The organism is Acidithiobacillus sp. (genome assembly GCF_023229925.1).
Taxonomy (GTDB): domain Bacteria; phylum Pseudomonadota; class Gammaproteobacteria; order Acidithiobacillales; family Acidithiobacillaceae; genus Acidithiobacillus.
Genome location: NZ_JALNYM010000001.1, coordinates 147,527 through 171,204, shown reverse-complemented (window position 1 = coordinate 171,204; position 23,678 = coordinate 147,527). Strand labels below are relative to the sequence as shown.

Sequence of the window (23,678 nt, the reverse complement as noted above, 5' to 3'; positions counted from 1 at the left end):
CATCTATCCCCGCGCGCCGCCGGAATAGGTGATGGCGGATCCGTTGACGTCATTACCGCTGCTACCGGTGATCTTGCTGACCGGTACTTCGGGGCGTTCGCGATCCTTGTTCTGCGCAGCACCCATCGCGATACCGCGCTGATCACCGCGCAAAGTGGGATTGCGCCGCGTGGAGACACCCTCGGTGCCGGTCACGCTTTCATTCCGCCGCCATGCCGCGCCGGTAATCGCAAAGCCACCTTCCCGCCCGTCACCGGTGAGACGGCTACGCGCTGCATCAACTGCCTGAACCCGTTCCATGGCCATCGGCGCACCTCTGACTGCCTCGTCCCGATAGCGAAATTCAGGCGTGCCGGATACCAAGCCAGCGGCTAGATTCACCGGGCCGGTGATGCGCCCTATGGCGCCATAGGCTGTGCCCGTAATGCGGTTTAAGTCGCTGCCCTGAGCGCTACGCGCGGGTGTGGCAATGCTGAAATCACCCTGAACACGCGCCGCTGACAGCACTTCTGTGGGCTGGCGAGGCGCATCAAAGGGGGCACGCGCCAGAGGATGCGGGGTGCTGTTCATGCCACGCTGCGACACGCGCTGCTGGGGGCTGGAGTACGGCGTACCGCTCAAGACCAGAGCCTCACCGCGTTCCGCACCAGTCACTTTGCCGCCGGATGCGACGCGTGTACCGCTTGGCGCCGCGCCAGTCGTAGCGCCGTGCCCCGCTGTCAGGGCACGAGAGGCAGCTTGGTGTTCATCATCGCACAGCGCGGCGTACTGATCTGGGCCGATATATTCGGTGCCGGATACCGGCTGGCAGCCGCCATATTCATCACCGGTCACTTTACTGCTGTGCTCGACCGCGGTGCCGGACACCGGCTGGCCGTGCCAAGTGCTCATCACGCCGACTTTTTCCGGCACAGGTACCTGCACTCGATTGCACGCTTGGTATTGCTCAAGCCCTGCATATTCGGTACCCGTCACCGTAGTACACGCGCCGTGTTCATCACCAGTCACTTTCATACTGCGACCCACTTCACTGCCGGTTACGGTGTGTTCTTTCACCGTGCGCATCACGCTCACTTTGCGCGGTGCGCGGCTGCCATACAGGTTGGCAGGTAGATCAGGCCGAATATACTGACTGCCGGTAAGCTTGCTGTAGGCACCAGCTTCATCACCCGTCATTTTGGCGCTGCGTCCGGCTTCGGCACCGCTTACCGATTGCCCCGCTTCAGTCGTCACGACACTCACCTTGGCGGGGGCAGGTGCCGACTTGGTCCCGCAGAAAGACTCGAAGTGGTCTGCACTGAGATATTCGATGCCGGTCACCGTCTTGCACGCACCGTGTTCGTCTCCGGTCACTTTTACGCTGAGGCCGACTTCCGTGCCGCTCACACGCTGACCACGGCTGGTGTTACTGAGGCTAATCTTGGCGGGTGCAGGCTCCGGTACCATGGCACACCATTCGCCATACTGTTCAGCACCGATATATTCGGTGCCAGTGATGGCGCGGCAACTACCCGGCTCATTACCCGTCACCTTGCCGCTACGCTCTACCTGAGTACCCGTCACACCAGTGCCGCGCAGCGTGGTGCCTGTCTCCACTTTAACGGGAACAGTAGGCTTGGGGCGTGCCCTACCTGCCGGTCGGCATGCGGGGCCATCGCCACGCCCTCTCTGGCACAGATCTTCGCGGCGAGATCGAGCCGCGTCACGTCCACTCAATCCGCTGCACTTGCTACGTTTGCCACCTGGAGAAGAAGCGCTCAATGCCATTTTGCCCTGACTAGAAAGCGCGCGACGCCGTTCGCGACACAGTTTGCGTACTGCCGAGGTGATGGGTCCCTCCACCGCTGCCGGCTCGTCGTCCAAAGCCGCGCATACCGCTTCCAGCGCTTCCTCACGCTCAGCAATCTCTGTTACGTTCTTTTTCTCCTTGCACCCGCAGCTACACCGTTCATGGGTAGCCGCGTCTTGCGCTGGTGGCAGATCCTGTTTCCATAGAAGGGGTGCGGGCGCAGACATGACCGGAGCAGTCACGCGACTATCAGCGCCCGGCGCGACTGGAGCCTGCGCCAGACCTGCCCCTCTTTGCGATAACGCCTCTCGGCGCGCACGGGAAAGTGACTTACCCGTAACGTTTGCCACTGAAGCCGTTGCCCCCATCGCGGTCGGATTGCTTACCGCCCGCGCCGGTGCAGCCTTCTTCGCACCAAGCACGGCACCGCCGCTGTGCGACAGCGCACGCCTCCGCTCCAATGCTGCGGCACGTGTCGAGCGTGGAGTTGCCATATTGTTTGCCATAGCGTCGGTCATGATTTTACCCTTCTGTATTCAACCAGCCCCCCGCCAGGGGCATCTGCTGGACAGCCTCTTTACAGCCTTGCTTAGCGCCCGCGAAACACCACAAAGGCGCTGCCCTGACTCTGGGAGTAATTATCGTAGCCAATCAGACGCACATGGTGGTCGGGGTGCGCGCGGTGGCACGCCTCCAGTTCGGCGAGAATGGCATCCACCGACTGCTCACCGAACATGGGCAGTTTCCACATATACCAGTAATAGGTGAAGGCGCGCGCCGGCTCCACATGCTCGATACCAGGGTTCCAGCCCTGGCTCACGACGTAAGCAATCTGGCGGCGCAGTTTTTCCGGCGTCATCGCCGGCAAGTACGAGAAGGTTTCGTATTTGGGAGCCGAGTTGTAATCTTGAATATCAGCCATTTTCGTTCCTTTCCTTTAATCTCAAGGTGGGCCGCTCGGCCACACGTTGCGAGAATTTTCATTTACACCATAGGGAATTGCGGCCCCAGGATCAGCGGTTCACTACGTCCAGTTTGTCCACAGTGTCGAACTCGAACTTGATCTCTTTCCAGGTTTCCATCGCAATTTTCAGCTCCGGACTATCCTTCGCGGCACTGGTAAGTATCTCCTTGCCTTCACGCTCCAGATCGCGCCCTTCGTTGCGCGCTTCCACACAGGCTTCCAGTGCAACGCGATTGGCGGCGGCACCGGCAGCGTTGCCCCAGGGGTGGCCCAGCGTGCCGCCACCGAACTGCAGCACGGAATCATCACCGAAGATGTTGACCAACGCAGGCATGTGCCATACGTGAATACCGCCGGATGCGACCGGGAATACGCCGGGCATGGAACCCCAATCCTGATCGAAGAAAATGCCGCGGCTGCGGTCTTCAGGAATAAAGGATTCACGCATCAAATCTACCCAGCCCAGTGTTGCACCACGGTCCCCTTCTAACTTGCCCACCACGGTGCCGGAGTGCAGGTGATCACCACCCGACAGACGCAGTGCCTTGGTCAGCACGCGGAAGTGGATGCCATGGTGCGGGTTGCGATCCACTACGGCGTGCATGGCGCGGTGGATGTGCAGCAGCACACCGTTCTTGCGGCACCAATTGGCCAAGCTGGTGTTGGCGGTAAAGCCACCAGTCAGGAAATCATGCATGACGATGGGCATGCCGAGTTCTTTCGCGAACGCTGCACGTTCCATCATGTCCTCGCAAGTCGGGGCGGTGACGTTGAGATAGTGCCCCTTGCGCTCTCCGGTTTCGGCCTCGGCGGTGTGGATCGCATCGGCGACGAACAGGAAACGGTCGCGCCAGCGCATGAATGGCTGGGAGTTGACGTTTTCGTCGTCCTTGGTGAAATCCAGGCCGCCTCTGAGGCATTCGTACACGGCACGGCCGTAGTTCTTGGCGGATAGGCCGAGCTTCGGCTTGATGGTGCAACCCAACAGCGGTCGGCCATATTTGTTCATCTTGTCGCGTTCGACCTGGATGCCGTTGGGCGGGCCACCGCAGGTTTTTACATAGGCGAGAGGAAAGCGTACGTCTTCCAGGCGCAGGGCCCGGATCGCCTTGAAGCCGAACACGTTGCCCACCAACGAGGTGAACACGTTGACTACCGAACCTTCCTCAAATAGATCAATGGGATAGGCAATAAAGGCATAGAAGCAGGTATCGTCGCCGGGCACATCTTCAATGGCGTAAGCGCGACCTTTGTAGTAATCGAGATCGGTCAAGAGATCGGTCCAAACGGTGGTCCAGGTCCCCGTCGAGGATTCGGCGGCCACAGCTGCCGCGGCTTCTTCACGATCCACACCCGGTTGCGGGGTGATCTTGAAGCAGGCCAGGATATCCGAATCCAAGGGTACATACTCGGGCGACCAATAGGTTTGCCGGTACTCCTTCACACCAGCTTCGTATTTTTTTACACTCATAACGGTTCTCCTGAGTTGAACATCGGGCGGATGCTCGCCTTAAACAGGCGGGACCGATGCACTCTACAAACCTGGATTAATTAAGTTAAGCTAAATATATTTAATGTTACATTTTATTAACGCATAAGCCTTACTCTTTGCCGCGTGGTTTTTCATCATTCTCAGCTTGGGAAATTATGGCGAAAGCGCCTGTCGTTTTTTAAAGGGGGCCATAATTAGACATAACAACGTCTTTTTATATGGTAATAACCGGATCGCCCGGAACACCCATCGCGTTTTTTCGCGGACGTTCATGTCTCGCCCTTAAGAGTGCCGTTTGACCATCCATAACATCCCGCTAAGGTAAAGAACCTCTGGATGGGCGTTCCTGAACGAACGGGACGAAAGTCACTTTACATCCCAACAACAATCAAGTTAACTTAAGTAAAACATTATTGTTGTTACGATATATGAGAATATAAACATGGCACTGCGCCACGCAACCCTGCACCAAATGAAGATATTCACGACGCTAGCGCGACATCTGAATATGACCCGCGCCGCTGAGACGTTGCACATGACGCCGGCTGCCTTATCTATCCAGATCAAGCAGTTGTCGGAAGCCGTTGGTGCGCCGTTACACGAGCAAATAGGAAAACGGCTATTTCTCACCGCCACTGGACGACTGGTCGATGCAGCCTGCCGGGACGTATTTGAACGGCTGGAAAAACTATCGATAGAGATGGCCGGGGATCAAGGTCTGGATCGCGGCAGCCTGAAATTGTCCATCATCACCACCGCAAAATATTTCGCCCCCCGTCTTCTGGGCGCCTTTTGCAAGCAGCATCCGGGTATCGAGATCTCCTTGGATGTGGACAATCGGAATCACATTCTTGAGCGCCTGAAACAGAACCTAGACGACCTCTACATCATGGGCCAAGTTCCGGAAAACCTGAACGTGATCGCGCAACCTTTCATGGAGAATCCTCTGGTCGTCCTGGCTCCGGCGGACCATCCTCTAACCAGGGAGCGGGACATTGACCCCGCGCGGTTAGCCGACGAACCGTTCATTGCGCGCGAGCCAGGGTCAGGAACCCGACTCGCCGCCGAACGATTCTTCGAGAAGCAGGGCGTTCGTCTCAAGGTACGCATGACACTTGGCAGCAACGAAGCGGTGAAGCAGACGGTAGCCGGGGGGCTGGGGCTGGCGGTGCTGTCCCAGCACACGCTCGCGCTGGACGTGGCATCCGGCGCGTTCGCTGTGCTTGATGTGCGGGGTTTTCCCTTGCTACGCCAATGGTACGCCGTCTATCCTATGGGAAAGCAACTATCGGCGGTTACTGAGGCTTTTCTGGAGTACATCGCTACGGAAGGCGCCTCCTCCAAGGAGGATATACCGACGTCAGAACCGAAATCTAAGCTGTGAGCCACCTTGAAGCAGCTACGTCGCTTTGAATTCCTGCCGAGATCGGCCGCAAAAGCCCGCTCACGGACGTAAACACTTGCCGCCGAGTATCAAACGGCGCCCCACTTGCCTCATGTCTCAGCACTGCCCACTATTGTCAGGACACCGCAGTACACCATCAGCCGAATACTCTTGAGCACTCGTCTACCAAGATGACCGGACGATAAGCGCACCCGCAAGCGGGGGCGCAATCTGCCGCTCCGTAGCGTGCTTTTTCGGAAAATGCACTCAGTTCTGCGCTCAATAAAAAACCGGCTGGGAGCCGGTTATGTAACTTGCTATTTTATTTGGTGGGCGGTGCAGGGTTTGAACCTGCGACCCCTGCCGTGTGAAGGCAGTGCTCTACCACTGAGCTAACCGCCCAGGACGAGATCCCTCTCATCTGGAGAGGGCACAAAATACCAATCAAAGGCATCATGGTCAACCACTTTTCGACCTTCTCACACCCGTTTTTTCACGTTACACTGCCAGCCGTTGTCACCCCACGCACTAGTGCCCCAGATGCCCAATCAACGTCGGTTACCCTATTCATGTTCTTCTTGAGGCACCTGCCGACGGTTCAAGAACCCCGGCTTTACATGGCCTTGGAGCGCACCTATCTGGGTTATTTCAAGCTCCTCTTCGTTGCCATCGGCACCGGTTTGGTTTCCGCGCGTCTGGCCGTGCTGTTTAAGGCATTGCATTACGCTACATTGGCACATTTCTTTACGGAACTTTTCAACTGGCTGGCCTGGCCCGCCATCGCCCTGATTTTTGTGGTAGGATTTCGTTTCATGTCAGACTTGGAACACATCGAAAAAGGAACTCCCGTGGCTGCAAAAGAAATCGTTGATCCACGCATTTATATGGCCGCCGAGCGCACCTTCCTGGCATGGGTGCGCACTGGTATCGGCCTGATTGCCTTTGGTTTTGTCATTGAGAAGTTCGACTTCTTTCTGGAACAGCTCTCCATCATGCTGCACACGAGACTAGCCATGGGGGAAGGTTTCTCAGGGATAGGTATTATCTTTATTTTCCTCGGCATCACCAATCTGATGATCGGTGGTATCAACTTCATTCGCACGGTCAAAAAAGTGGACGAGGGTTGTTACCATGTCCACAAATTCCTCTACGGTCTCTATGGCATCATTCTGCTGAGCATCACCATCGTACTGGCGATCATGATCATCCATGTGTCGCCCTGATGCCAAACATCGCTAAAACATCCGTACCGGCGTCAGACAGTCGTCATAAGCCCAATAGCACGCATGAAATGGATACCTTTCTGATCCCTTTCTCTCATTTCTCCAAATAGCCGGCTTACTCTCGCCTAAGATATCGAGGCACTGCGCTACTCGCCTGCTGTAAGAGACAGGCGGAATACCCGCATGGCCACCCCAGGCAATAATGACGGTGGGGCTGGTGCCAAGCGTTTCGCGAATGATAGCGTCATTTTCCGGACCGATGACGTAAGACTCCCCCTGTTGTCTCAGCGCGCCGCCTACTTCCTTGCTATCCGTGCCGCGTAAGGCATAAAGATTCAGAATGTGTAACCCACTCGCTTGCGGAAATTTACGCCAGACATACTCTGAGGCCGTGCGTACGGTCTTGTCGGCGGCCATTTCGTTCGCGCTGGAAGGATTTTTCAGAAAAACGGCGATCATGCCCCCCGTGCGGCCGGAAAACGGGAGGGTAAGGCGGTATCGCCAGGTCCTGCAGGGCGAGAACAAGGCTGTGATCCGGGTCGTATCCACAGCGGGCGCATGCTGAACCGTTCTACCAATGCGCAACGGAGGTCTCCTTCACAGACCGGGATCAAAGCGGAAAGTAACCAACGCGATAACCAACCCCAAAAATAAAAGGGCAGAGAGGAAACACCTCAATGCCCTTGTCTTACATGGTGCGCTCGGAGAGAGTCGAACTCCCGACCTACTGGTTCGTAGCCAGTTGCTCTATCCAGCTGAGCTACGAGCGCGTGGAGGGCGTAATATACCCACAGAAGGGAGTCTGGTCAATCCTCCGCCCCAAACCCGTATCAAGCGCCCCCGCCACCGCTGGCGCCGCTTCCCGGTGTGCCCTTATCCTTCGCCATTTCCGCCTTGAGCCTGGCGAGATCGTCATCCACACCACTCGCAGCGCGCACCTTATCCAGCTCTTTCTCGATCTGACTACGGCTATCCAAAGGATCATTCAGCGCACCAGATTCCATCAGGCCATCCATGGCCGCTGCCTTGGCCTCCATGTGCTGAGTACGATCCTGAGCGCGGCGCATGGCATCACCGGCGTCATCCATGCCTTTGCCAATACCGGTGAGCGACTCGCTGACTTTGACTTCCGCCTGCGCCGCGGTCATCTCACTCTTGGTCACTTCTTTCTGGGTTCGGAACTGCTCGATACGGTCCTGCAGCTTATGCTCGTAATCGGTCAGCTTCTGCGCCTGGGCGGCGACGGTATCATGCGCCTCCTTGAGGGAAGCGATCTTCTGCAATTCGGACTGCTTCTGGGCCAATTCAGCGCGCGCCAGATCTTCCCGGTTGGCGCCCAGCGCCATACGGGCATCGGCGTCGGCTTTATCGGACGCCTTCTGCGCCTGCGCCATCTGGTTTTCCAGAGAGACCCGTTCGGTCACCACATCGGCAAGATGTCTTTTGGTATCCTGCAAATTCGCAACCATCTTCCCGTAGGACAGATCCAGGGCTTCTGCAGGGTCCTCTGCATTATCGAGAAAATGATTCACCTTGCCTTCCAGTATTTCTGCGGCACGTTTAAAGATCGACATCAGATCACTCCTTAGGACAGCATCGTGCTGTTCACTGCATCAATCATTCACCGGGATCACCAGTTGCGGACTCAGACCATCGACCAGTGCATCCGCATTTTCCATGGCCTTCACTGCCGTGCCCACCGCAAAAAACTCAATGATATGCGGCTTCCAGTTGTGACTACCTTCATGCAGTTGCACGCCGGTAATGCCATCCGCCTGGGCCTCCTGGGCCTCATGCTGCATACGCTCCATGGCCAGCTCACGCGCGTCATACATAGCCTGCGTAAATTGCTCCATTTCGGTATTGCGCCCCACATTGCCCAGAGATTTCAAAAGGCTCTGATGGGCGACGTGATACACACAGGAGCCCATCACCATTTCCATCGGTCGATAGCCCGCCTGCAGCAACATCCAGAAATCCTGCCCGCTGAGATCGCTGGTGAATGGTTTACCCCCCACCCCCTTAAATCCAGAGGCGCCGCTCCGATGCGCGATAGCCGTACCAATCGCCATAAATTCGAGAATCTCCTGATCCCATTCCATGCGTTTGACTTCCAGGCGCACACCGACAATTCCATCCGCCTGTAGCAAGGTAGCCTCCTGTTCCATACGACTCATAGCCAGTTCGCGAGCCTGATACATCGCCTGGGACAGCACATCCATCTCCATGTTCTGATTCCAGTTACCATATTGAATACCCATGTGGTAAATGCAGGAACCCACCACCAGCCCTAAAGGCTCAAAATTGGCCTTACGGACCATAACGAATTCATTGACGGAGAGATCGGAGGTAAATATGCCTTCGTGACTGCCCTGCGAACGCAAGCCTTTCAGACGTTCGATGGCATGAGGAGCCAGTTGTTCAGCGGTATCCGTCATATAAGATCCTTTCGTGTCGTGGTGGCACTTTTCAATGGATGGTCAAGGAGTGAAATCATCGGAATCAACTCGTGCTGGGGGACATTTTGCGGCAAATAACTGATGGCCGTGCCAATACTGATGTGACGGCACAGAAAGCGTTCCCGGTTGTCCTGATCTCCGGCAACATGGAACATCTGGGTGGTGCTGGTATGGGCCAGTACCGCGGCCGCCATTCGCCGTCCATCTTCACGTAAATCGTAGAGGGCACGACGGCGGACATTTTCCTGGAACGCAGACAGGTCGGTGATTTCCATATTCCAGTAGCGTGCCGCAAAGGGGGAGGACTGAGCGGCCTGTTCAGCCATGGTACCCATCCACGGGCTGTACCAGTCAAAATTGGCCCCTATGGCAATACCCACCGGCACCACGCCGTCCTCCAACAGCCGTACAAACTCCACTGCGGAGACCGTAGCAACCACCGGCTCCGCAGACGGCGGCAGACCGCGAATGCGGATGGCCGTGCCAGTAACGCCGTAATCCATATCTTCGTGCTCACCGGGATGCACCTTCATCCGCACATCGACAACGGCATTCGCACCCAGGGCCAGGGCCTCCAGACGCATGCGTTCCACTGCCGTATGCCAGCCGTCATAGTGCCCTTGCGTCCACGAATAGCCGAAATGGTACCAGCAGTTGCCGGTTACCATGCCGATGGGCTGCACACCGTGACTGCGCTGCAGCAGCAACTCGCACGCCTTCGCCGTACTGATCCAGGGCAGTCGCCCCTGGCTAGTCTGAAACATGCGGCTTTGAACAAAAGAAGGGAGGCGGTGTTCGCGCAGCGCCAGCTCCCATTCGGAGTAACGCTGCATTTCTTCTGGGGTTTGTGAGCGGATGCCTTTGCTGGCACTCTGACCGATATTTTCTGCGGCACGCCGGGCATCATGTGCGACTTCCTCGATGCCCTGTTTGATCTTCTCCCAAATGGACATAAATTCCCCTTCAGATTACCCCATAAGAAAGTCGTGCAAGGTATTGCTGGCACCCTGCATTTCGCCGGAGAGATCAGCCAGATCCGCAACCAGGCTTTCCAGCCAGACGGATAACGATAAATCTTCGTGTTTGAGCACTACGCCGCGCACGGTTTTCGCGCGCACGGTGCTGATATGGGCGCCCTCTTTTTTGAGGATATAGTCGTTATTGTTGGTGTGGATAATAATTGACTCAATGTGGCTGGTTTTCGCAAAAAACCCATCCCTTTTTCGCTCCACCTCTACAAAACCCGGCACGTCACCCTCAAGACGCGTCGCCAGCCCCTCCACAAAGGCCTTCATATCTGTTTGTGCCCGCCTGATCCAGGCCATATTCTGCTCAAAATCCGTACTCATACAGGGCCTCCCTCCCTCAATTGCAGCAAATATACTGGACCTGCGGGGCCACTATATGACTTTCAAAAAACCCAAAATCCTCGCCACCCATTTTAAGACACTGCATGTCAACTATAGTTCGCTATTCCCGATCATGCGCATAATTCACCCACCTGCCGCCCAGGGTTGCAAACGCTTTAACCGCAGACTGTTGCTGAGGACAAAAACCGAAGACAAGCCCATGGCCACGCCCGCAAGCATTGGGTTGAGCTGAATTCCGAGGGGGATAGCCACGCCGGCAGCAACGGGTATCAGTAAAATGTTGTAAAAAAAAGCCCAGAACAGATTCCCGCGAATGGTCCGCAGGCTTTGGCGCGCCGCCTGAATCGCGGTAATGACCCCTCCCAGATCTCCATGGGTAAGGGTGATATCCGCCGCTTCCATCGCGATATCCGTACCCGAGGCCAAGGCCATGCCTACATTCGCCTGCGCCAGCGCCGGCGAATCGTTGATGCCCTCCCCGACAAAAACCACTTTGCGGCCCTTTCCCTGCAGTTGACGCACAATCTCCGCCTTATCCTGCGGCAATACCTGCGCATAGATCTCGTCAATCCCCAACTGGCCACCAATCACCCGGGCCGCCGCCTCCGCATCGCCCGTCACCATCGCCACCCTTAAACCCAGCGCCCTGAGCGCCCGCACCACCTGGGCAGATTCCGGCCGGACCACATCGCTGATCCCCAGCAGTCCCAGCAGGCGGCCATCCCTGGCTACATAGACGACGGTCCTGCCGGTCTGCTGCAAGTCGTCCACAGAGGACTCCGGCATAATGATCCCTTGTTCATGCATCCAGGCTAACGTACCGGCAAGCACGATCGCCCCATCCACCTTGCCCTGCACCCCCTTCCCCGGCAATGCCATAAAATCACGCACTGCCGGGATATCCAGATGGCGCTCGCCGGCAGCCACCAGTACCGCGTGTGCCAGGGGGTGCTCGGAAGCACTCTCCACGGCGGCAGCTATCTGCAATAAATACCCAGGATCCGTCGCCTCAATCTGCGTCACCGCCGGACGCCCGTAGGTCAGGGTCCCGGTCTTGTCCAGACAAACCGTATCCACCGCTGCCAGAGACTCCAGTGCCTCCCCTTTGCGAAAAAGCACCCCCAGTTCCGCGGCGCGTCCAGTACCGACCATCACCGCCGCCGGGGTCGCCAACCCCATCGCACAGGGACAGGCCACCACCAGCACCGCCACCGCGGAGAGCATGGCGAGGGTAATCGCTGGCGGCGGCCCGAAAAGCAGCCAGAAGATAAAGCTTAGCAGGGCGATAAGGATCACCAGCGGTGTAAAAATCCGCACCACCCGATCCGCCAGGCCTTGAATCGGCAGCTTGCCCGTTTGCGCCTGCTCCACCAGCCGGATGATCTGCGCCAGCACCGTATCCCGGCCCACCGAGGTCGCGTTGATCAGCAAACGCCCCTCGCGGTTCACCGTACCGCCTACCACCGGATCACCCGGTTTTTTATGCTCCGGCAGCGGCTCGCCGGTGAGCATGGCAGTATCCACGTGGGAGTCGCCTTCCACGACCACGCCATCCACGGGCAAACGCTCCCCCGGCCTGACCACCACTTGATCGCCCGGGACAACGGCACCGATCGCTAACTGCAACTCCTCGCCGTCGCGCAGCACATGGGCCTCCTTTGCCTGCAGACCCAGCAACTGTTTGATCGCTGCGGAAGTCCTTCCCTTCGCCAGCTCTTCCAGATATTTACCGAAAAGAACTGCCGCAATCACCACTGCCGCGGAGTCAAAATAGACATGCCTGGCACTGGCCGGGAACCAGTCCGGCGCCACAAGGACCAGCATGCTGTAAAGCCAGGCGGCCCCGGTCCCCGTGGCTACCAGGGAATTCATATCCGGCGACAAATGGCGATAGGCGAGGAAACCAGGCCGGAAAAATCGCCGACCAGGACCAGCCAGCACGATGGTCGCCAATCCCGCCTGCACCCAGTCCCAAAACTGCGGAAAAAGCTCCAGGTGGCCCAGCAGACGATCGAGTGCAGGAACCATCACCATGCCCATGGAGAGCAACAGAATGGGGAGCGCCAGCATCACTGCGATGACGACATCCCAGCGCATGGCGCGGATGACCTGCGCTTTGCGGTCAGCGACGGCCACATCCTCCCGTATGGGGCGCGCCCCATATCCGGCCGCGGTCACTGCCGCGATCAAGGTATTTTGGTCCACGGTATCAGGAAGGTAGCGCAGTGCCGCCCGTTCTGTGGCGAGATTGACCGTCGCCGCCAGCACGCCAGGCAAGCGGCGCAGACTGCGCTCTACTCTTCCCACGCAGGACGCACAGGTCATCCCTTCGATAACCAGTTCCGTCTCCGCGATCACCGGCGTGTAGCCGCTTTCTGTGATGGCCGCAGTCAGCGCGGCAGGGGTAGTCTGCATCGGATCGTACTGCACTGTGGCCTGTTCCGTACTCAGATTCACCACCGCGGCCTGCACCCCCGGCAAGCGGTTCAGGGTACGCTCCACCCGGCTGCTGCAAGAGGCGCAGGTCATGCCCTCTATTCCAATCTCTACGTTCGCCATAATCACGTCCCCTGCCTTCCGGCCACTCAAGCGGTATCAACTGGATACATGATGAAAATCGTACCCCTTTAGTCGATTGTAATGTCAATCCTGCACGTCCCACATCCCGACAAATATCTGCCTCGCGCAAAATAGTTGATTTTAGTCGAAGGATGCTTATCATTTGCGCTCTTGCGCGCATTTTCCGCGCCCGATGAAATTGCTCCTGGAGTTGATGATCGTGGATATCCGCCTTTCCCGCCGCGTGAATGCGGTGCGCCCCTCCCCCACCCTTGCGGTCACTGCCCGTGCCCAGCAACTGCGCCGCGAAGGGAAGGACATTGTCAGTTTGGGCGCTGGGGAACCGGACTTTGACACCCCCGAGTACATCAAGGAAGCCGCCATTACCGCCATCCGGCAAGGCTTCACCAAATACACCGCCGTCGGCGGCACCCCCGAGCTCAAAGCCGCCGTCATCGGCAAATTCGCGCACGACAACCATCTATCATACCGCCCCGATGAAATTCTCGTTTCTGTCGGCGGCAAGCAAAGTTTCTTCAATCTTTGTCAGGCCCTTCTGGACGCGGGCGATGAAGTCATCATTCCCGCGCCCTACTGGGTGTCTTATCCAGACATCGTGCTGCTGGCTGAAGCACGGCCTGTCATCATCGATACCGACGCCAGCCAACGTTTTAAGATCAGCCCGGAGCAACTGGATGAGGCGATTACCCCCAACACCCGCCTGCTGGTCATCAACAGCCCATCCAACCCCTCTGGCGTGACCTACAGTCGCCCGGAACTGGAAGCCCTGGGCGAGGTACTCCGCCGTCATCCGCATATCCTCATCGCCAGTGACGACATGTATGAGAAAATCCGTTTTCACGATGAGGAGTTCGTCAATATCGCCAATGCCTGCCCGGATCTGACCCCGCGCTGCATCGTCATGAATGGCGTGTCCAAGGCATATGCTATGACCGGGTGGCGCATCGGCTACTGCGCCGGCCCCAAAGCGCTGATCACCGCCATGAATACCGTACAATCCCAGAGCACCTCCAATCCCACGGCCATCGCCCAGGTGGCCGCCCAGGCAGCGCTGGAAGGTGGCGACAGCGCCATCCACGAAATGGTGCATGCCTTCAAACGGCGCCACCAATACGTCTACGACCGCCTGAAAGCGCTGCCCGGCGTCGCCGCCATGCCCTCCGATGGTACCTTTTACAGTTTTCCGGGATTCCGCGAAGTCATGGCGGCAAAAGGCCTGCGTGACGATCTTGCCCTGGCTGAAGCCCTGCTGGAGGCCGGAGTGGCAGTAGTACCAGGCTCAGCTTTCGGCACGCCTGGCCACATCCGCCTCTCCTTCGCAACCAGCGATAAGAATCTGGAGATGGCCCTGGACCGCATCAGCGCTTTTATCAACGCCTAGACCACCCCCAGAGCCAGTATCAGGTTACCGCAAGCTCTACCCCGCTCAGGAGGCAGGGCAGATGTTGATCGCCGCGGCCACCCGTCGGGCGCGTTCCCGTGCCTCCTCCACCTCATCGGCGCATGCAATACCTACCCCGAGGCGCCTGAGCTTGCTGGCCGTCGGCTTGCCGAAAAGCCGCAGATCGCTTTCCGGCACCGCCAGTGCCTTTTCCAGCCCCGAATACATTGGCCCCCAACCGAGATCCTTCCCGCGAATCACCGCAGACGCCGCCGGACGCCGGAAACCCGGATCGACCGGCAAACCCAAAATGGCGCGCAGGTGCAGGTCGAACTCACTCTGACGCTGACTGGCCAGGGTCACCAGCCCCGTATCATGAGGGCGCGGCGAGAGCTCACTGAAGATGACCTCTTCACCTCGCACGAAAAACTCCACTCCGTACAATCCCCGTCCGCCCAAATTGTCGGTCACCAACCGCGCCATCTTTTCCGCCTGCCGCATAGCGACCTCGCTCATCGGCTGCGGCTGCCAGGATTCCACATAATCGCCGGCTTCCTGTCGATGCCCGATAGGTGCACAAAAAGTCGTCCCAAAGGCAGAACGCACGGTCAGCAGAGTGATCTCGAAGTCGAAGTCCACAAAACCCTCGACAATGATCCGCTGGCCGCCGACCCGACCCGCCGTCTGTGCCTCCTGCCAGGCCAGCGCCAGCTCCGCCGCACCGCGCACAACGGACTGCCCCTTACCACTGGAAGACATGACCGGTTTGATCACACAGGGGAAGTCCAGCTCCGCCGCCGCAGCTTCCAACTCTGCCAGCGTCCCGGCGAAGCGATACGGCGATGTCGGCAAGCCCAGCTCTTCCGCAGCGAGGCGGCGGATACCCTCGCGGTCCATGGTCAGTTGTACTGCCCGTGCCGATGGCACCACGGTGGCCAACCCCAGCGCCTCGATTTTCGCCAGTGCGGAAGTCGCAATAGCCTCAATTTCCGGCACCACAAAGTGTGGACGCTCGCGTTTGACAATAGCCAGAATAGCCTCTGGATCGGTCATATCCAGCACGTGGGAACGATGGGCGACTTGCATGGCCGGCGCATCGGCGTAACGATCCACCGCGATCGTCTCTACCCCCAACCGCTGCGCGGCTATCAGAACTTCTTTACCCAACTCACCTGCACCGAGCATGAGCAAACGCGTAGCAGAAGCGGAAAGTGGTGTGCCCAGTTGCATGGAAAATTCCTTCGTAACAGTAAAACGGCGACATAGAGGCCCGAACGTCTATACTCATGCTAACATTTTCGGGCAGGCGTGTACGCAAGGGAGCGAGTAATGAGCAATAAAAGCATCGGGATGGTCGGTCTAGGTCGAATGGGTGCCAATATGGCGCGGCGTCTGCATCTCAAGGGTGTGGAAGTCACCGTTTACAATCGCCATACCGAAAAAGCCACCGATCTGGCTGACGAAACCGGCATGCACGCTGCCGAAAGTCTGGAAGCCCTTGTTCAGGCATTGCCCAGCCGCCGAATCATCTGGCTCATGCTTCCCGCCGGAGAAGCCACCCAGAGTCATATCGACGCCATTCTTCCCTTATTGAGCAAGGGCGACATACTGATTAACGGCGCGAATGCCTTTTATGAGGACTCCGTCGGCCAATCCAAAAAATTGGAGGCGGCGGGGGTACATTATATAGACGCCGGTGTCTCGGGTGGTGTCTGGGGTCTACAAGAGGGTTATGCGCTGATGGTCGGCGGTAGCCAGGAAGCCGTAGCGCAGGTAACGCCTTTTCTGGAGGCGCTGGCACCAGGCACCGACAGGGGCTGGTTGCACTGTGGCCCCGTCGGCAGTGGCCACTTTGTCAAAATGGTCCACAATGGCATCGAATACGGAATGATGCAGGCTCTCGCCGAGGGTTTCGCCATTTTGCAAGGCAAAACCGAATTTGCGCTCGACCTCGCCAAGGTAGCCGAAATGTGGCGTTACGGCAGCGTCGTCCGCTCCTGGCTCCTTGATCTCACTGCTGACACCCTCGCCAAAGACCAGGTGCTCGCGGACATCGCGCCTGTAGTAGCGGATTCCGGTGAAGGCTTGTGGACGGCTCAGGCCGCCCTCGCGCTGAAAATCCCCGCGCCGGTCATCACCCTCGCCCTGCAAATGCGTTGGACTTCTCAGGGGCGCGACGACTACGCCGCCAAACTCCTGGCGATGATGCGTAACCAGTTTGGCGGCCACGCGGTACAAAAGGAGGGATGAATGAGTCACTGTAATTGTCAGTTCGCTATTTTTGGGGCTACCGGCGATCTTTCCTGCAAGAAACTTCTCCCCGCACTTTATCATCTGCATTGTGCAGGCAGAATGCCTGAAGAACTGCGTATTTTTGCCTTTGGTCGACGACCTTGGGATGACAAAGCTTGGCAGGACTTTCTGCGTGAGCAACTGGAAACGTATGCCAGCAATTACCATACGGACCACTTTGCCGATTTTTGCAGGCATTTTGAATATGTGCGCGGTGAAATTCATGAGCCGGAATCTTACGCCAGGCTCCGCAGCCTGCTGACCCCGGCAGGGGCCGAAAAGCCAGCGGACACCATTTTTTATCTCGCTATTCGTCCCACCGATTTTATTCCGGTGGTACAACGCCTTTCCGAGGCCGGATTCAATCAGGATGGCGACTACCGCATCGTCATTGAAAAACCCTTCGGGGATGATCTGGAAAGTGCCGTGCAACTCAATGAGCAGTTGCATCGTCATTTCCGCGAAGACCAGATCTATCGTATCGATCACTATCTTGGCAAAGAAATTGTCCAGAATCTGCTGGTTTTTCGTTTCGCCAATCTGGCGATTGAAGCGATATGGAACCGTAATTACATCGATCACGTCCAAATAACGGTGGCCGAAGATATCGGCATTGAAAATCGGGCTGGCTATTATGATCAGGCCGGCGCTCTGCGCGACATGCTGCAAAATCACCTGATGCAGATTCTCACCCTGGTCGCCATGGAACCACCACCTTCTCTCGAGGCAGATAGCCTGCGCGACGAAAAGGTCAAGGTCCTGCGCTCGATTCGCTCCATTCCCAAATCTGCCGTTACCGCCTATGCCATGCGCGCGCAGTATGGGCCTGGCGTCATCCACGACAAACATGTCCCTGGCTATCAGGATGAGGCGGGTGTTGAGCCCAACTCCGTAACAGAAACCTTTGTCGCCGCCAAGTTTTACATCGACAATTGGCGCTGGCGCGGCGTACCTTTTTATTTGCGCACCGGCAAACGTCTTACCGCCAAAACCTCCAGCGTGGCCATCCGCTTCCGTCATACACCACAACAACTCTTCCGCGAAACTAGCATCGAACGTATTGAACCCAACTGGATATTGCTCTCTCTGGAACCGGAGAGCCTTAAAATTGAAATCCAGGTCAAGGAACCAGGCTTGGAAATGCGCGTTCGCCCCGTACAACTCAACGCATCTTACCGCAAAGATGGTGAACAGGAGCTGGATGCCTATGAGGCCCTGCTGCTGGATGTGATGCAAGGCGACAAAGCCTTGTTCATCCGCTTTGACGAGGTCGAATGGGCCTGGCGCGTCGTCGACCCTATCATCAAATCCTGGGGACGGGAGACCGACTACATCCTCACCTACCCCTCTGGCTCCTGGGGACCAGACGAGGCCACCCGAATCATGGACAAAGAAGACCAATACTGGCGCAATCAGATCTGAGCTGGCGCCCGGAGGAGGCGTCACTTCCTCCGCCTGCACGGTGAGATGTCGTCCGTTGCAAACAGCAAAAACGCCATAGAACTCAATAGCCCCAAGCTACCCCACAAAAAAGCGTAGCCGACAGACTACAATATAACCCTTCTGCGTGACATCATATCATCGGGCGCTTTCAAGCTTATACAGACAATTCAAGCTAGTGCAAGGATGTGGCACGATCTATGCTAATAACTATAGGCGAATATCGTATTCTGATGACAAGGAGCCTCACCATGCAAAAGCCCATTATTCCCGAACGCAAGATTGAGCAGCTTTCCGAGGTGATCAAAGCCATGTCTCATCCTTTGCGGTACAAGATTATCTGCCTGCTGGGACGAGGCGAAATGAGCATGCAAAGCCTCGTGGAAGCCATCAATACCAGCCACAGCAATGCATCGCAGCATCTTGCCTTACTGCAGGACAGCGGTCTGGTGCTGGTACGACGGGTAGCCAGTCGGGTGTACTTTCGCATCCGTGATCAGCGCACCTTGCGTCTGCTGGCCATGAGCCACCACGTCCTCGCCTAACTTAACAGCGACATACCGCGCCGCAGAAACGCTGCGGCGCTCTCACCGAGTTCAACTGTACCCAGAAAATGACGCCACGCTCCCGCGCCATTTTGCCCAAAGCGCAGCCCATGCAAATGGCGGCTTAACCGCCGCGCAGGCAACGCCTCCCCCCACTGTTCCGCATATTCCATCAATCCGGATAAGATCACTTCTGGTTCTGGCAGGGTCTCCCTGCGCCCTATGGCACGTTCAATTTCCGCCAATAGTAAGGGATGATGGTAGGCCGCACGCCCGATCATTACCCCATCCACTGCGGCAAACTGCGCCGTTACCGCCGCCAAATCGTTAAAGCCTCCATTGATCTCGATGGTTAGATGCGGCATATCTTTTTTCAACTGATGCACCCAATCCCAGCGCAAAGGCGGCACGTCACGATTTTCAGCCGGACTGAGGCCCTTCAGCCAAGCGTTACGCGCATGAACAATGAAGTGTCGGCAGCCCGCCACTGCGACGGTTTCGATGAAAGCACGCAGCGCCGCGTAATCCTCTTCCCGATCCAGACCGAGACGATGTTTGACGCTGACGGGCAAGCCACTTTCGCCCATAGCTGCCACTAGCTCGGCGACCAACTCAGGTGTCGCCATCAGACAGGCCCCAAAGCGGCCCTTCTGCACGCGCGGCGAGGGGCAACCCACATTCAAGTTGAGGCCGTCATAGCCATAGGCATGCGCCATCGCTGCGACCGAATGCATCGCCGCCGGATCATCCCCTCCCAACTGCAAAATCAGGGGGTGCTCCGCCGCAGAGAATTCGAGAAATCGCTCAGGGTCACGTCCCAGAAGAAGCGCACTGGTGGTGACCATCTCGGTATAAAGCACACAGGAAGGGCATACCAGGCGCAGAAAATATCGACAATGGCGGTCTGTCCAATCGAGCATGGGGGCTACGGAGAGAATTTTATCCATCGCAGTATATTTGTTTAACTCGGCCACGCCCCATCTCCCGACCAGGAAAAGCAGATAACGCAGGAAGAAATCAAATATCGCAGGGCACTCGCCGTACAACACATCTCAGCGAATTTGGAGGCTGGGCCCGGAATCGAACCGGGGTACGCGGCTTTGCAGGCCGCTGCATGACCACTCTGCCACCCAGCCTTAAAAGAAAAGGGAAAGACTGAACGCTTTCCCTCGATTGTGGAGCGGGAAACGAGGCTCGAACTCGCGACCCCAACCTTGGCAAGGTTGTGCTCTACCACTGAGCTATTCCCGCATGGGCGCAAAGGTTACCGAGATCACCGGTCCTTGTCAAGACGAACGTCGCTGGCCATCAAGCTGGGCCAGGCGATGCGTAAGTAACCGACCATACTCCAGAGCGTCATTGCTGCCGCCACGATCAGGAGGACAATACCCAGGTTCCGTCCCGACAGGCCAAACAGCGGTCGTTCGTAGACCAGGAGCAGGATCGAAATCATCTGCGTAGTCGCCTTCGCCTTGCCCAGCCAGGAGACGGCCACCTTTCTGCGCTCCCCCAGTTCTGCCATCCACTCACGCAGCGCCGACACCGTGATTTCCCGGCCAATAATCACACTGATCAGAACCCCCGCAAGTATCTTTGGCATCTCCCCCGAAGACGCGATGAGCACCAGTGCAGTGGCCACCATGATTTTGTCTGCAACCGGGTCCAGGAAGGTACCAAAGGGGGACACGCCCTGATAGCGCCGCGCCAGATAGCCATCGGCCCAATCCGTAATCGCCGCCACCGCAAAAACGCCGGTGGCGGCCAAAGTGCGCACATCGCTCCCCCAGTAAAAGAGCACCACAAAAATAGGCACCAGCAAGATGCGCAGAACTGTCAGAAAATTGGGCAGCCGTTTTATCACAATCAGGCACGTCCTACGTGAAAGAAATCATATATCCGCTGCGCGAGCTCCAGATGAATGCCTTCTACGCGCTGCAAATCCTCTATACCGGCGTCGCGAACGCCCCGCAAACCGCCAAACGCGCGTAACAGCGCGACTCGCCGTTTGGGTCCGATCCCGGCGACGCCATCCAGATCAGACTCCTGTCGCGCCTTGCCACGCCGCGCCCGATGACCAGTAATGGCAAAACGATGGGCTTCGTCGCGTATTTCCTGAATCACCAGTAATACTGGGTCATCATCGTCAAATTGTCGCGCTGCGGCCCATCCGGGAATATGCAGCATCTCCAGCCCCGGACGCCGCGTCGTCCCTTTCGCGACTCCACATAACTGAATACACGCTATCTCCAATGCGTCCAAAGCCACCTGCGCCCGGGCTACCTGCCCGGGACCGCCGTCAATAAGGACGATCTCCGGCAAGGGCAAACCTTCTTTTTGCAAACGCGCGTAACGGCGATGCACAGCCTGCTCTATAGCCGCGTAATCGTCCCCACCCTGGATGTCCCGGATATTGAAGCGGCGATACGCATGCTTCAGCGCCCCATCTTCACCGAAAACCACACAAGATGCCACCGCCGCTTCACCGCGTGTATGGCTAATGTCAAAGCACTCTACGCGCTGCGGTGCCTCTGCGAGGTCGAAAAGCTCCTGCAGCAGGAGCATACGCCGCCGTCCGGCGGTGGCGGTCTGCGCTCTTTGGCGCAACGCTCCCACAGCGTTGGTGAACGCCAACGCCATCCAGCGCCGGCGCGGACCGCGCTGCGGCTGATCAATCATGACCCGATGTCCGGCTTCGCTGCTCAGCGCCTCAGCGAGTGAGGTCGGCGAACGCGGCAGCACATTGACCAGCAGATTCCCCGGCACCTCTTTATTATGGTAAAACTGCATGAGGAAGGCCGCGAGCACATCTGGCGCACGCATTTCTTCCGTATGGCGCGGAAAAATAGAACGTCCGCCCAATTGTCGTCCATTGCGGATAAAACTGACATACACCACCCACTGCCCATTCTCTTGTGCTGCTGCCAGCACATCGAAATCGCCGCCACCTGCCTGCGCCACATACTGACGCTCCTGAATCTTGGACAAAGCGGCAATCTGATCACGGCACCGCGCTGCCTCCTCGAAATCCAGTTGCTCCGCCGCCGCCTGCATGCGCGCCCCCAGACTGCGGATCGCCTCGTCACTTTTCCCTTCCAGAAAGCGGATGGTGTCCGCCACATCCCGCGCGTAGTCCTCTCCGCTGACATGCCCAACACAGGGGCCGCTGCAACGGCGAATCTGGTACTGCAAACAAGCCCGGCGGCGGTGGTAAAAGGTATGATCCTCGCAGGTCCGCAAGCGAAAGGCTTTCTGTAACAGCACCATACTCTCGCGCAGCGCAGTGACGGCCGGATACGGGCCGAAGTAGTGCCCTTTGCCTTTCTGGGCGCCCCGATGCAGGCTCATGCGCGGCGTGTCGTGACTGCTTTCTATGAACAAGTAGGGGTAACTCTTATCATCGCGCAGCAGGATATTGTACGGTGGGTGGTGGCGCTTGATGAGATTGGCTTCCAGCACCAGCGCTTCGGTTTCGGTGTGGGTCACTACCACTTCGACCCGTTTTACCTGCGCCAGCATCGCCAGCGTTTTGGGACTGTGGCGCTGCTTCTGAAAGTAAGAACTGACGCGGCGTTTGAGATTGCGGGCCTTGCCCACATAGAGCAGGCGGCTACCGGAGCCGACCATCTGGTAAATACCGGGCTGACTGGTTAGCGTACGCAGAAAGTCGCCCAGAACGAAAGACGTTTCCGCCGTCTCAATACCTCTCTGGGCGTTTTCTATGGGTTCAGCATCCATGAAATTTTTAAACTATTAACGCCAGAAGTGCTCATTCATTATCCAGCATGCGCAGATACCCCCAGGTAAAAATCCCCGTATTGTGACCGTCGCTGAAATGCAGTTGCACCGCGTAGTTACCCACCGGGGCCACGTCCACAATGCGCACGTCCTCTTTGCCAGTAATCACTTGCGCCTGATCGGGTGTGTGCCCCTTACACTCCGCGCAGGGACATTCCACCCGCAGGTATTCAAAGGTCAGACGGCTGGTGTGACCGTCAGCCCAATCTACCTCCATGATGCGACTGACCATGAGGGGACGAATCTCCAGGGGCTGGGTACGGGGCTCAGACATAATTACCTCTCAAGGGACCGGACTGGTCAGAAATAAGCCTCTAGGGTACAATTCACGCCCTCTAAAGGGAATGCCCAGAAGGACTACAGTATGAAGATTTCCGCCTTTGATATCCGCCCAGGCAATATTCTGGAACATGAAAAAGGGCTTTGGCGTGTACTCAAAACCGATTTCGTGAAACCCGGCAAGGGCGGCGCCTTCGTACAGGTCGAGATGAAGAATATTGAGACGGGTACCAAGTCCAATACGCGTTTCCGCTCTGGAGAAAGCATGGAGAAGGCCGTCGTCGAGCCTCGTACCATGCAGTATCTATACGCAGATGCCACCGGCTATGTCTTTATGGACAACGAGAACTTCGAGCAGATCATCCTCAGTGAGGATCTGCTCGAAGGACAAACCGGCTATCTCTTGCCCAATACCGAAATCCAGGTCAACCTGCATAACGAAAGGCCCATTGGCGTTGAATTGCCGCCTGTGGTTACTTTGGAGGTGGTTGAAGCCGACCCCGCCATTAAGGGACAAACCGCTACCGGCTCCTATAAGTCCGCACGTATGGAAACCGGCATTACAGTTATGGTGCCACAGTTTGTAAATGCGGGTGAAAAAATCCGGGTGAATACGGTAGACGGCAGTTACATCGACCGCGCCTGACAGATCATAAACGGACGAATTGCCGGACTGCGAAACACT

At 57.3% G+C, this 23,678-nt stretch carries 21 protein-coding genes and 4 tRNA genes; 7 read left to right on the top strand and 18 right to left on the bottom strand.

Features of this window, described 5'->3' with window-relative positions; genetic code table 11:
* Nucleotides 1-3: 3 nt before the first annotated feature.
* The 3 genes from M0P56_RS00960 to M0P56_RS00950 all read right to left on the bottom strand — a co-directional run bounded on the left by M0P56_RS00960 (nucleotide 4) and on the right by M0P56_RS00950 (nucleotide 4,224).
* Complete coding sequence (locus M0P56_RS00960) at nucleotides 4-2,307, bottom strand: CsoS2 family carboxysome shell protein (RefSeq protein ID WP_291508182.1); 2,304 nt, start codon at nucleotides 2,305-2,307, stop codon at nucleotides 4-6.
* A 71-nt stretch (nucleotides 2,308-2,378) separates the two neighbouring features.
* The gene (locus M0P56_RS00955; protein ID WP_291508181.1) at nucleotides 2,379-2,711 is read right to left on the bottom strand and encodes a ribulose bisphosphate carboxylase small subunit; all 333 of its coding nucleotides are present in this window, start codon (nucleotides 2,709-2,711) and stop codon (nucleotides 2,379-2,381) included.
* 91 nt (nucleotides 2,712-2,802) lie between these two features.
* Nucleotides 2,803-4,224, bottom strand: coding sequence for a form I ribulose bisphosphate carboxylase large subunit (locus tag M0P56_RS00950; RefSeq protein WP_291508180.1), 1,422 nt, complete (start codon nucleotides 4,222-4,224; stop codon nucleotides 2,803-2,805).
* Between the two features lie 463 nt (nucleotides 4,225-4,687).
* On the opposite strand from M0P56_RS00950, the gene M0P56_RS00945 reads away from it, so the two are divergent.
* Nucleotides 4,688-5,629: a LysR family transcriptional regulator gene (locus M0P56_RS00945; protein WP_291508179.1), complete on the top strand. Its 942-nt coding sequence runs from the start codon at nucleotides 4,688-4,690 to the stop codon at nucleotides 5,627-5,629.
* Nucleotides 5,630-5,956: 327 nt separating this feature from the next.
* Here the strand turns inward: M0P56_RS00945 and M0P56_RS00940 are convergent.
* Nucleotides 5,957-6,031, bottom strand: a tRNA-Val gene (locus M0P56_RS00940).
* A gap of 167 nt (nucleotides 6,032-6,198) precedes the next feature.
* On the opposite strand from M0P56_RS00940, the gene M0P56_RS00935 reads away from it, so the two are divergent.
* Nucleotides 6,199-6,852, top strand: a complete 654-nt coding sequence (locus tag M0P56_RS00935) for a DUF202 domain-containing protein (RefSeq protein ID WP_366110257.1) — start codon at nucleotides 6,199-6,201, stop codon at nucleotides 6,850-6,852.
* A 12-nt stretch (nucleotides 6,853-6,864) separates the two neighbouring features.
* On the opposite strand, the gene M0P56_RS00930 is transcribed toward M0P56_RS00935, so the two are convergent.
* The 7 genes from M0P56_RS00930 to M0P56_RS00900 all read right to left on the bottom strand — a co-directional run bounded on the left by M0P56_RS00930 (nucleotide 6,865) and on the right by M0P56_RS00900 (nucleotide 13,240).
* Nucleotides 6,865-7,437 (bottom strand): DUF1643 domain-containing protein, encoded by a 573-nt coding sequence (locus M0P56_RS00930; protein ID WP_291508177.1) that lies wholly within the window; start codon nucleotides 7,435-7,437, stop codon nucleotides 6,865-6,867.
* 108 nt (nucleotides 7,438-7,545) lie between these two features.
* A tRNA-Arg gene (locus M0P56_RS00925) sits at nucleotides 7,546-7,622 on the bottom strand.
* Between the two features lie 60 nt (nucleotides 7,623-7,682).
* On the bottom strand, nucleotides 7,683-8,426 hold the full coding sequence (locus M0P56_RS00920; RefSeq protein ID WP_291508176.1) for a PspA/IM30 family protein: 744 nt from the start codon (nucleotides 8,424-8,426) through the stop codon (nucleotides 7,683-7,685).
* 39 nt (nucleotides 8,427-8,465) lie between these two features.
* Nucleotides 8,466-9,290, bottom strand: a complete 825-nt coding sequence (locus M0P56_RS00915; protein ID WP_291508175.1) for a heavy metal-binding domain-containing protein — start codon at nucleotides 9,288-9,290, stop codon at nucleotides 8,466-8,468.
* A complete protein-coding gene (locus M0P56_RS00910; RefSeq protein ID WP_291508174.1) occupies nucleotides 9,287-10,264 on the bottom strand; it encodes a heavy metal-binding domain-containing protein in 978 nt (325 codons plus the stop codon). The genes M0P56_RS00915 and M0P56_RS00910 overlap by 4 nt, the downstream gene beginning before the upstream one ends.
* 15 nt (nucleotides 10,265-10,279) lie before the next feature.
* Nucleotides 10,280-10,660, bottom strand: a complete 381-nt coding sequence (locus M0P56_RS00905) for a hypothetical protein (protein ID WP_291508173.1) — start codon at nucleotides 10,658-10,660, stop codon at nucleotides 10,280-10,282.
* Nucleotides 10,661-10,804: 144 nt separating this feature from the next.
* Nucleotides 10,805-13,240, bottom strand: coding sequence for a copper-translocating P-type ATPase (locus M0P56_RS00900; protein WP_291508172.1), 2,436 nt, complete (start codon nucleotides 13,238-13,240; stop codon nucleotides 10,805-10,807).
* A gap of 193 nt (nucleotides 13,241-13,433) precedes the next feature.
* Between M0P56_RS00900 and M0P56_RS00895 the strand changes: the two genes are divergently transcribed.
* On the top strand, nucleotides 13,434-14,642 hold the full coding sequence (locus M0P56_RS00895; RefSeq protein WP_291508171.1) for a pyridoxal phosphate-dependent aminotransferase: 1,209 nt from the start codon (nucleotides 13,434-13,436) through the stop codon (nucleotides 14,640-14,642).
* 45 nt (nucleotides 14,643-14,687) lie between these two features.
* Here M0P56_RS00895 and purT read toward each other — a convergent pair whose 3' ends face one another.
* Nucleotides 14,688-15,872 carry a formate-dependent phosphoribosylglycinamide formyltransferase gene (gene purT, locus M0P56_RS00890; protein ID WP_291508170.1) on the bottom strand — a complete coding sequence of 395 codons (1,185 nt, stop codon included), beginning with the start codon at nucleotides 15,870-15,872 and terminating at the stop codon, nucleotides 14,688-14,690.
* 99 nt (nucleotides 15,873-15,971) lie between these two features.
* Here purT and gnd point away from each other — a divergent pair, with 99 nt between their 5' ends.
* The 3 genes from gnd (at nucleotide 15,972) to M0P56_RS00875 (ending at nucleotide 18,919) form a co-directional block, all read left to right on the top strand.
* Nucleotides 15,972-16,892, top strand: coding sequence for a phosphogluconate dehydrogenase (NAD(+)-dependent, decarboxylating) (gene gnd, locus M0P56_RS00885; RefSeq protein WP_291508169.1), 921 nt, complete (start codon nucleotides 15,972-15,974; stop codon nucleotides 16,890-16,892).
* A complete protein-coding gene (zwf, locus tag M0P56_RS00880) occupies nucleotides 16,893-18,356 on the top strand; it encodes a glucose-6-phosphate dehydrogenase (RefSeq protein WP_291508168.1) in 1,464 nt (487 codons plus the stop codon).
* Between the two features lie 269 nt (nucleotides 18,357-18,625).
* Nucleotides 18,626-18,919 carry a helix-turn-helix transcriptional regulator gene (locus tag M0P56_RS00875; RefSeq protein ID WP_291508167.1) on the top strand — a complete coding sequence of 98 codons (294 nt, stop codon included), beginning with the start codon at nucleotides 18,626-18,628 and terminating at the stop codon, nucleotides 18,917-18,919.
* Here the strand turns inward: M0P56_RS00875 and dusA are convergent.
* From dusA to M0P56_RS00845, 6 genes are all read right to left on the bottom strand, one after another.
* Nucleotides 18,916-19,866, bottom strand: a complete 951-nt coding sequence (dusA, locus tag M0P56_RS00870; protein ID WP_291509243.1) for a tRNA dihydrouridine(20/20a) synthase DusA — start codon at nucleotides 19,864-19,866, stop codon at nucleotides 18,916-18,918. The two genes, M0P56_RS00875 and dusA, sit on opposite strands and share 4 nt — an antisense overlap.
* Nucleotides 19,867-19,981: 115 nt before the next feature.
* Nucleotides 19,982-20,055: transfer RNA gene (locus M0P56_RS00865), tRNA-Cys, on the bottom strand.
* Between the two features lie 40 nt (nucleotides 20,056-20,095).
* A tRNA-Gly gene (locus M0P56_RS00860) sits at nucleotides 20,096-20,170 on the bottom strand.
* A gap of 22 nt (nucleotides 20,171-20,192) precedes the next feature.
* Nucleotides 20,193-20,780, bottom strand: a complete 588-nt coding sequence (pgsA, locus tag M0P56_RS00855) for a CDP-diacylglycerol--glycerol-3-phosphate 3-phosphatidyltransferase (protein ID WP_291508166.1) — start codon at nucleotides 20,778-20,780, stop codon at nucleotides 20,193-20,195.
* Between the two features lie 2 nt (nucleotides 20,781-20,782).
* Nucleotides 20,783-22,654, bottom strand: coding sequence for an excinuclease ABC subunit UvrC (uvrC, locus tag M0P56_RS00850; RefSeq protein WP_291508165.1), 1,872 nt, complete (start codon nucleotides 22,652-22,654; stop codon nucleotides 20,783-20,785).
* Nucleotides 22,655-22,685: 31 nt separating this feature from the next.
* Entirely contained in the window at nucleotides 22,686-22,988 is a 303-nt protein-coding gene (locus M0P56_RS00845; RefSeq protein ID WP_291508164.1) for a DUF971 domain-containing protein, read from the bottom strand.
* A gap of 90 nt (nucleotides 22,989-23,078) precedes the next feature.
* Here M0P56_RS00845 and efp point away from each other — a divergent pair, with 90 nt between their 5' ends.
* Nucleotides 23,079-23,639 carry an elongation factor P gene (gene efp / locus M0P56_RS00840; protein ID WP_291508163.1) on the top strand — a complete coding sequence of 187 codons (561 nt, stop codon included), beginning with the start codon at nucleotides 23,079-23,081 and terminating at the stop codon, nucleotides 23,637-23,639.
* Nucleotides 23,640-23,678 lie beyond the last annotated feature (39 nt).

Bases quoted from the DNA above. Each gene is read 5' to 3' on its own strand.
- dusA (WP_291509243.1), bottom strand. From the start codon at position 19,866: ATGGATAAAATTCTCTCCGTAGCCCCCATGCTCGATTGGACAGACCGC.
- M0P56_RS00900 (WP_291508172.1), bottom strand. From the start codon at position 13,240: ATGGCGAACGTAGAGATTGGAATAGAGGGCATGACCTGCGCCTCTTGC.
- M0P56_RS00935 (WP_366110257.1), top strand. From the start codon at position 6,199: ATGTTCTTCTTGAGGCACCTGCCGACGGTTCAAGAACCCCGGCTTTAC.
- uvrC (WP_291508165.1), bottom strand. From the start codon at position 22,654: ATGGATGCTGAACCCATAGAAAACGCCCAGAGAGGTATTGAGACGGCG.
- M0P56_RS00960 (WP_291508182.1), bottom strand. From the start codon at position 2,307: ATGACCGACGCTATGGCAAACAATATGGCAACTCCACGCTCGACACGT.
- M0P56_RS00895 (WP_291508171.1), top strand. From the start codon at position 13,434: ATGAAATTGCTCCTGGAGTTGATGATCGTGGATATCCGCCTTTCCCGC.
- gnd (WP_291508169.1), top strand. From the start codon at position 15,972: ATGAGCAATAAAAGCATCGGGATGGTCGGTCTAGGTCGAATGGGTGCC.
- M0P56_RS00955 (WP_291508181.1), bottom strand. From the start codon at position 2,711: ATGGCTGATATTCAAGATTACAACTCGGCTCCCAAATACGAAACCTTC.
- purT (WP_291508170.1), bottom strand. From the start codon at position 15,872: ATGCAACTGGGCACACCACTTTCCGCTTCTGCTACGCGTTTGCTCATG.
- zwf (WP_291508168.1), top strand. From the start codon at position 16,893: ATGAGTCACTGTAATTGTCAGTTCGCTATTTTTGGGGCTACCGGCGAT.
- M0P56_RS00875 (WP_291508167.1), top strand. From the start codon at position 18,626: ATGCAAAAGCCCATTATTCCCGAACGCAAGATTGAGCAGCTTTCCGAG.
- M0P56_RS00920 (WP_291508176.1), bottom strand. From the start codon at position 8,426: ATGTCGATCTTTAAACGTGCCGCAGAAATACTGGAAGGCAAGGTGAAT.
- M0P56_RS00950 (WP_291508180.1), bottom strand. From the start codon at position 4,224: ATGAGTGTAAAAAAATACGAAGCTGGTGTGAAGGAGTACCGGCAAACC.
- M0P56_RS00845 (WP_291508164.1), bottom strand. From the start codon at position 22,988: ATGTCTGAGCCCCGTACCCAGCCCCTGGAGATTCGTCCCCTCATGGTC.
- efp (WP_291508163.1), top strand. From the start codon at position 23,079: ATGAAGATTTCCGCCTTTGATATCCGCCCAGGCAATATTCTGGAACAT.
- M0P56_RS00945 (WP_291508179.1), top strand. From the start codon at position 4,688: ATGGCACTGCGCCACGCAACCCTGCACCAAATGAAGATATTCACGACG.
- M0P56_RS00915 (WP_291508175.1), bottom strand. From the start codon at position 9,290: ATGACGGATACCGCTGAACAACTGGCTCCTCATGCCATCGAACGTCTG.
- M0P56_RS00905 (WP_291508173.1), bottom strand. From the start codon at position 10,660: ATGAGTACGGATTTTGAGCAGAATATGGCCTGGATCAGGCGGGCACAA.
- M0P56_RS00910 (WP_291508174.1), bottom strand. From the start codon at position 10,264: ATGTCCATTTGGGAGAAGATCAAACAGGGCATCGAGGAAGTCGCACAT.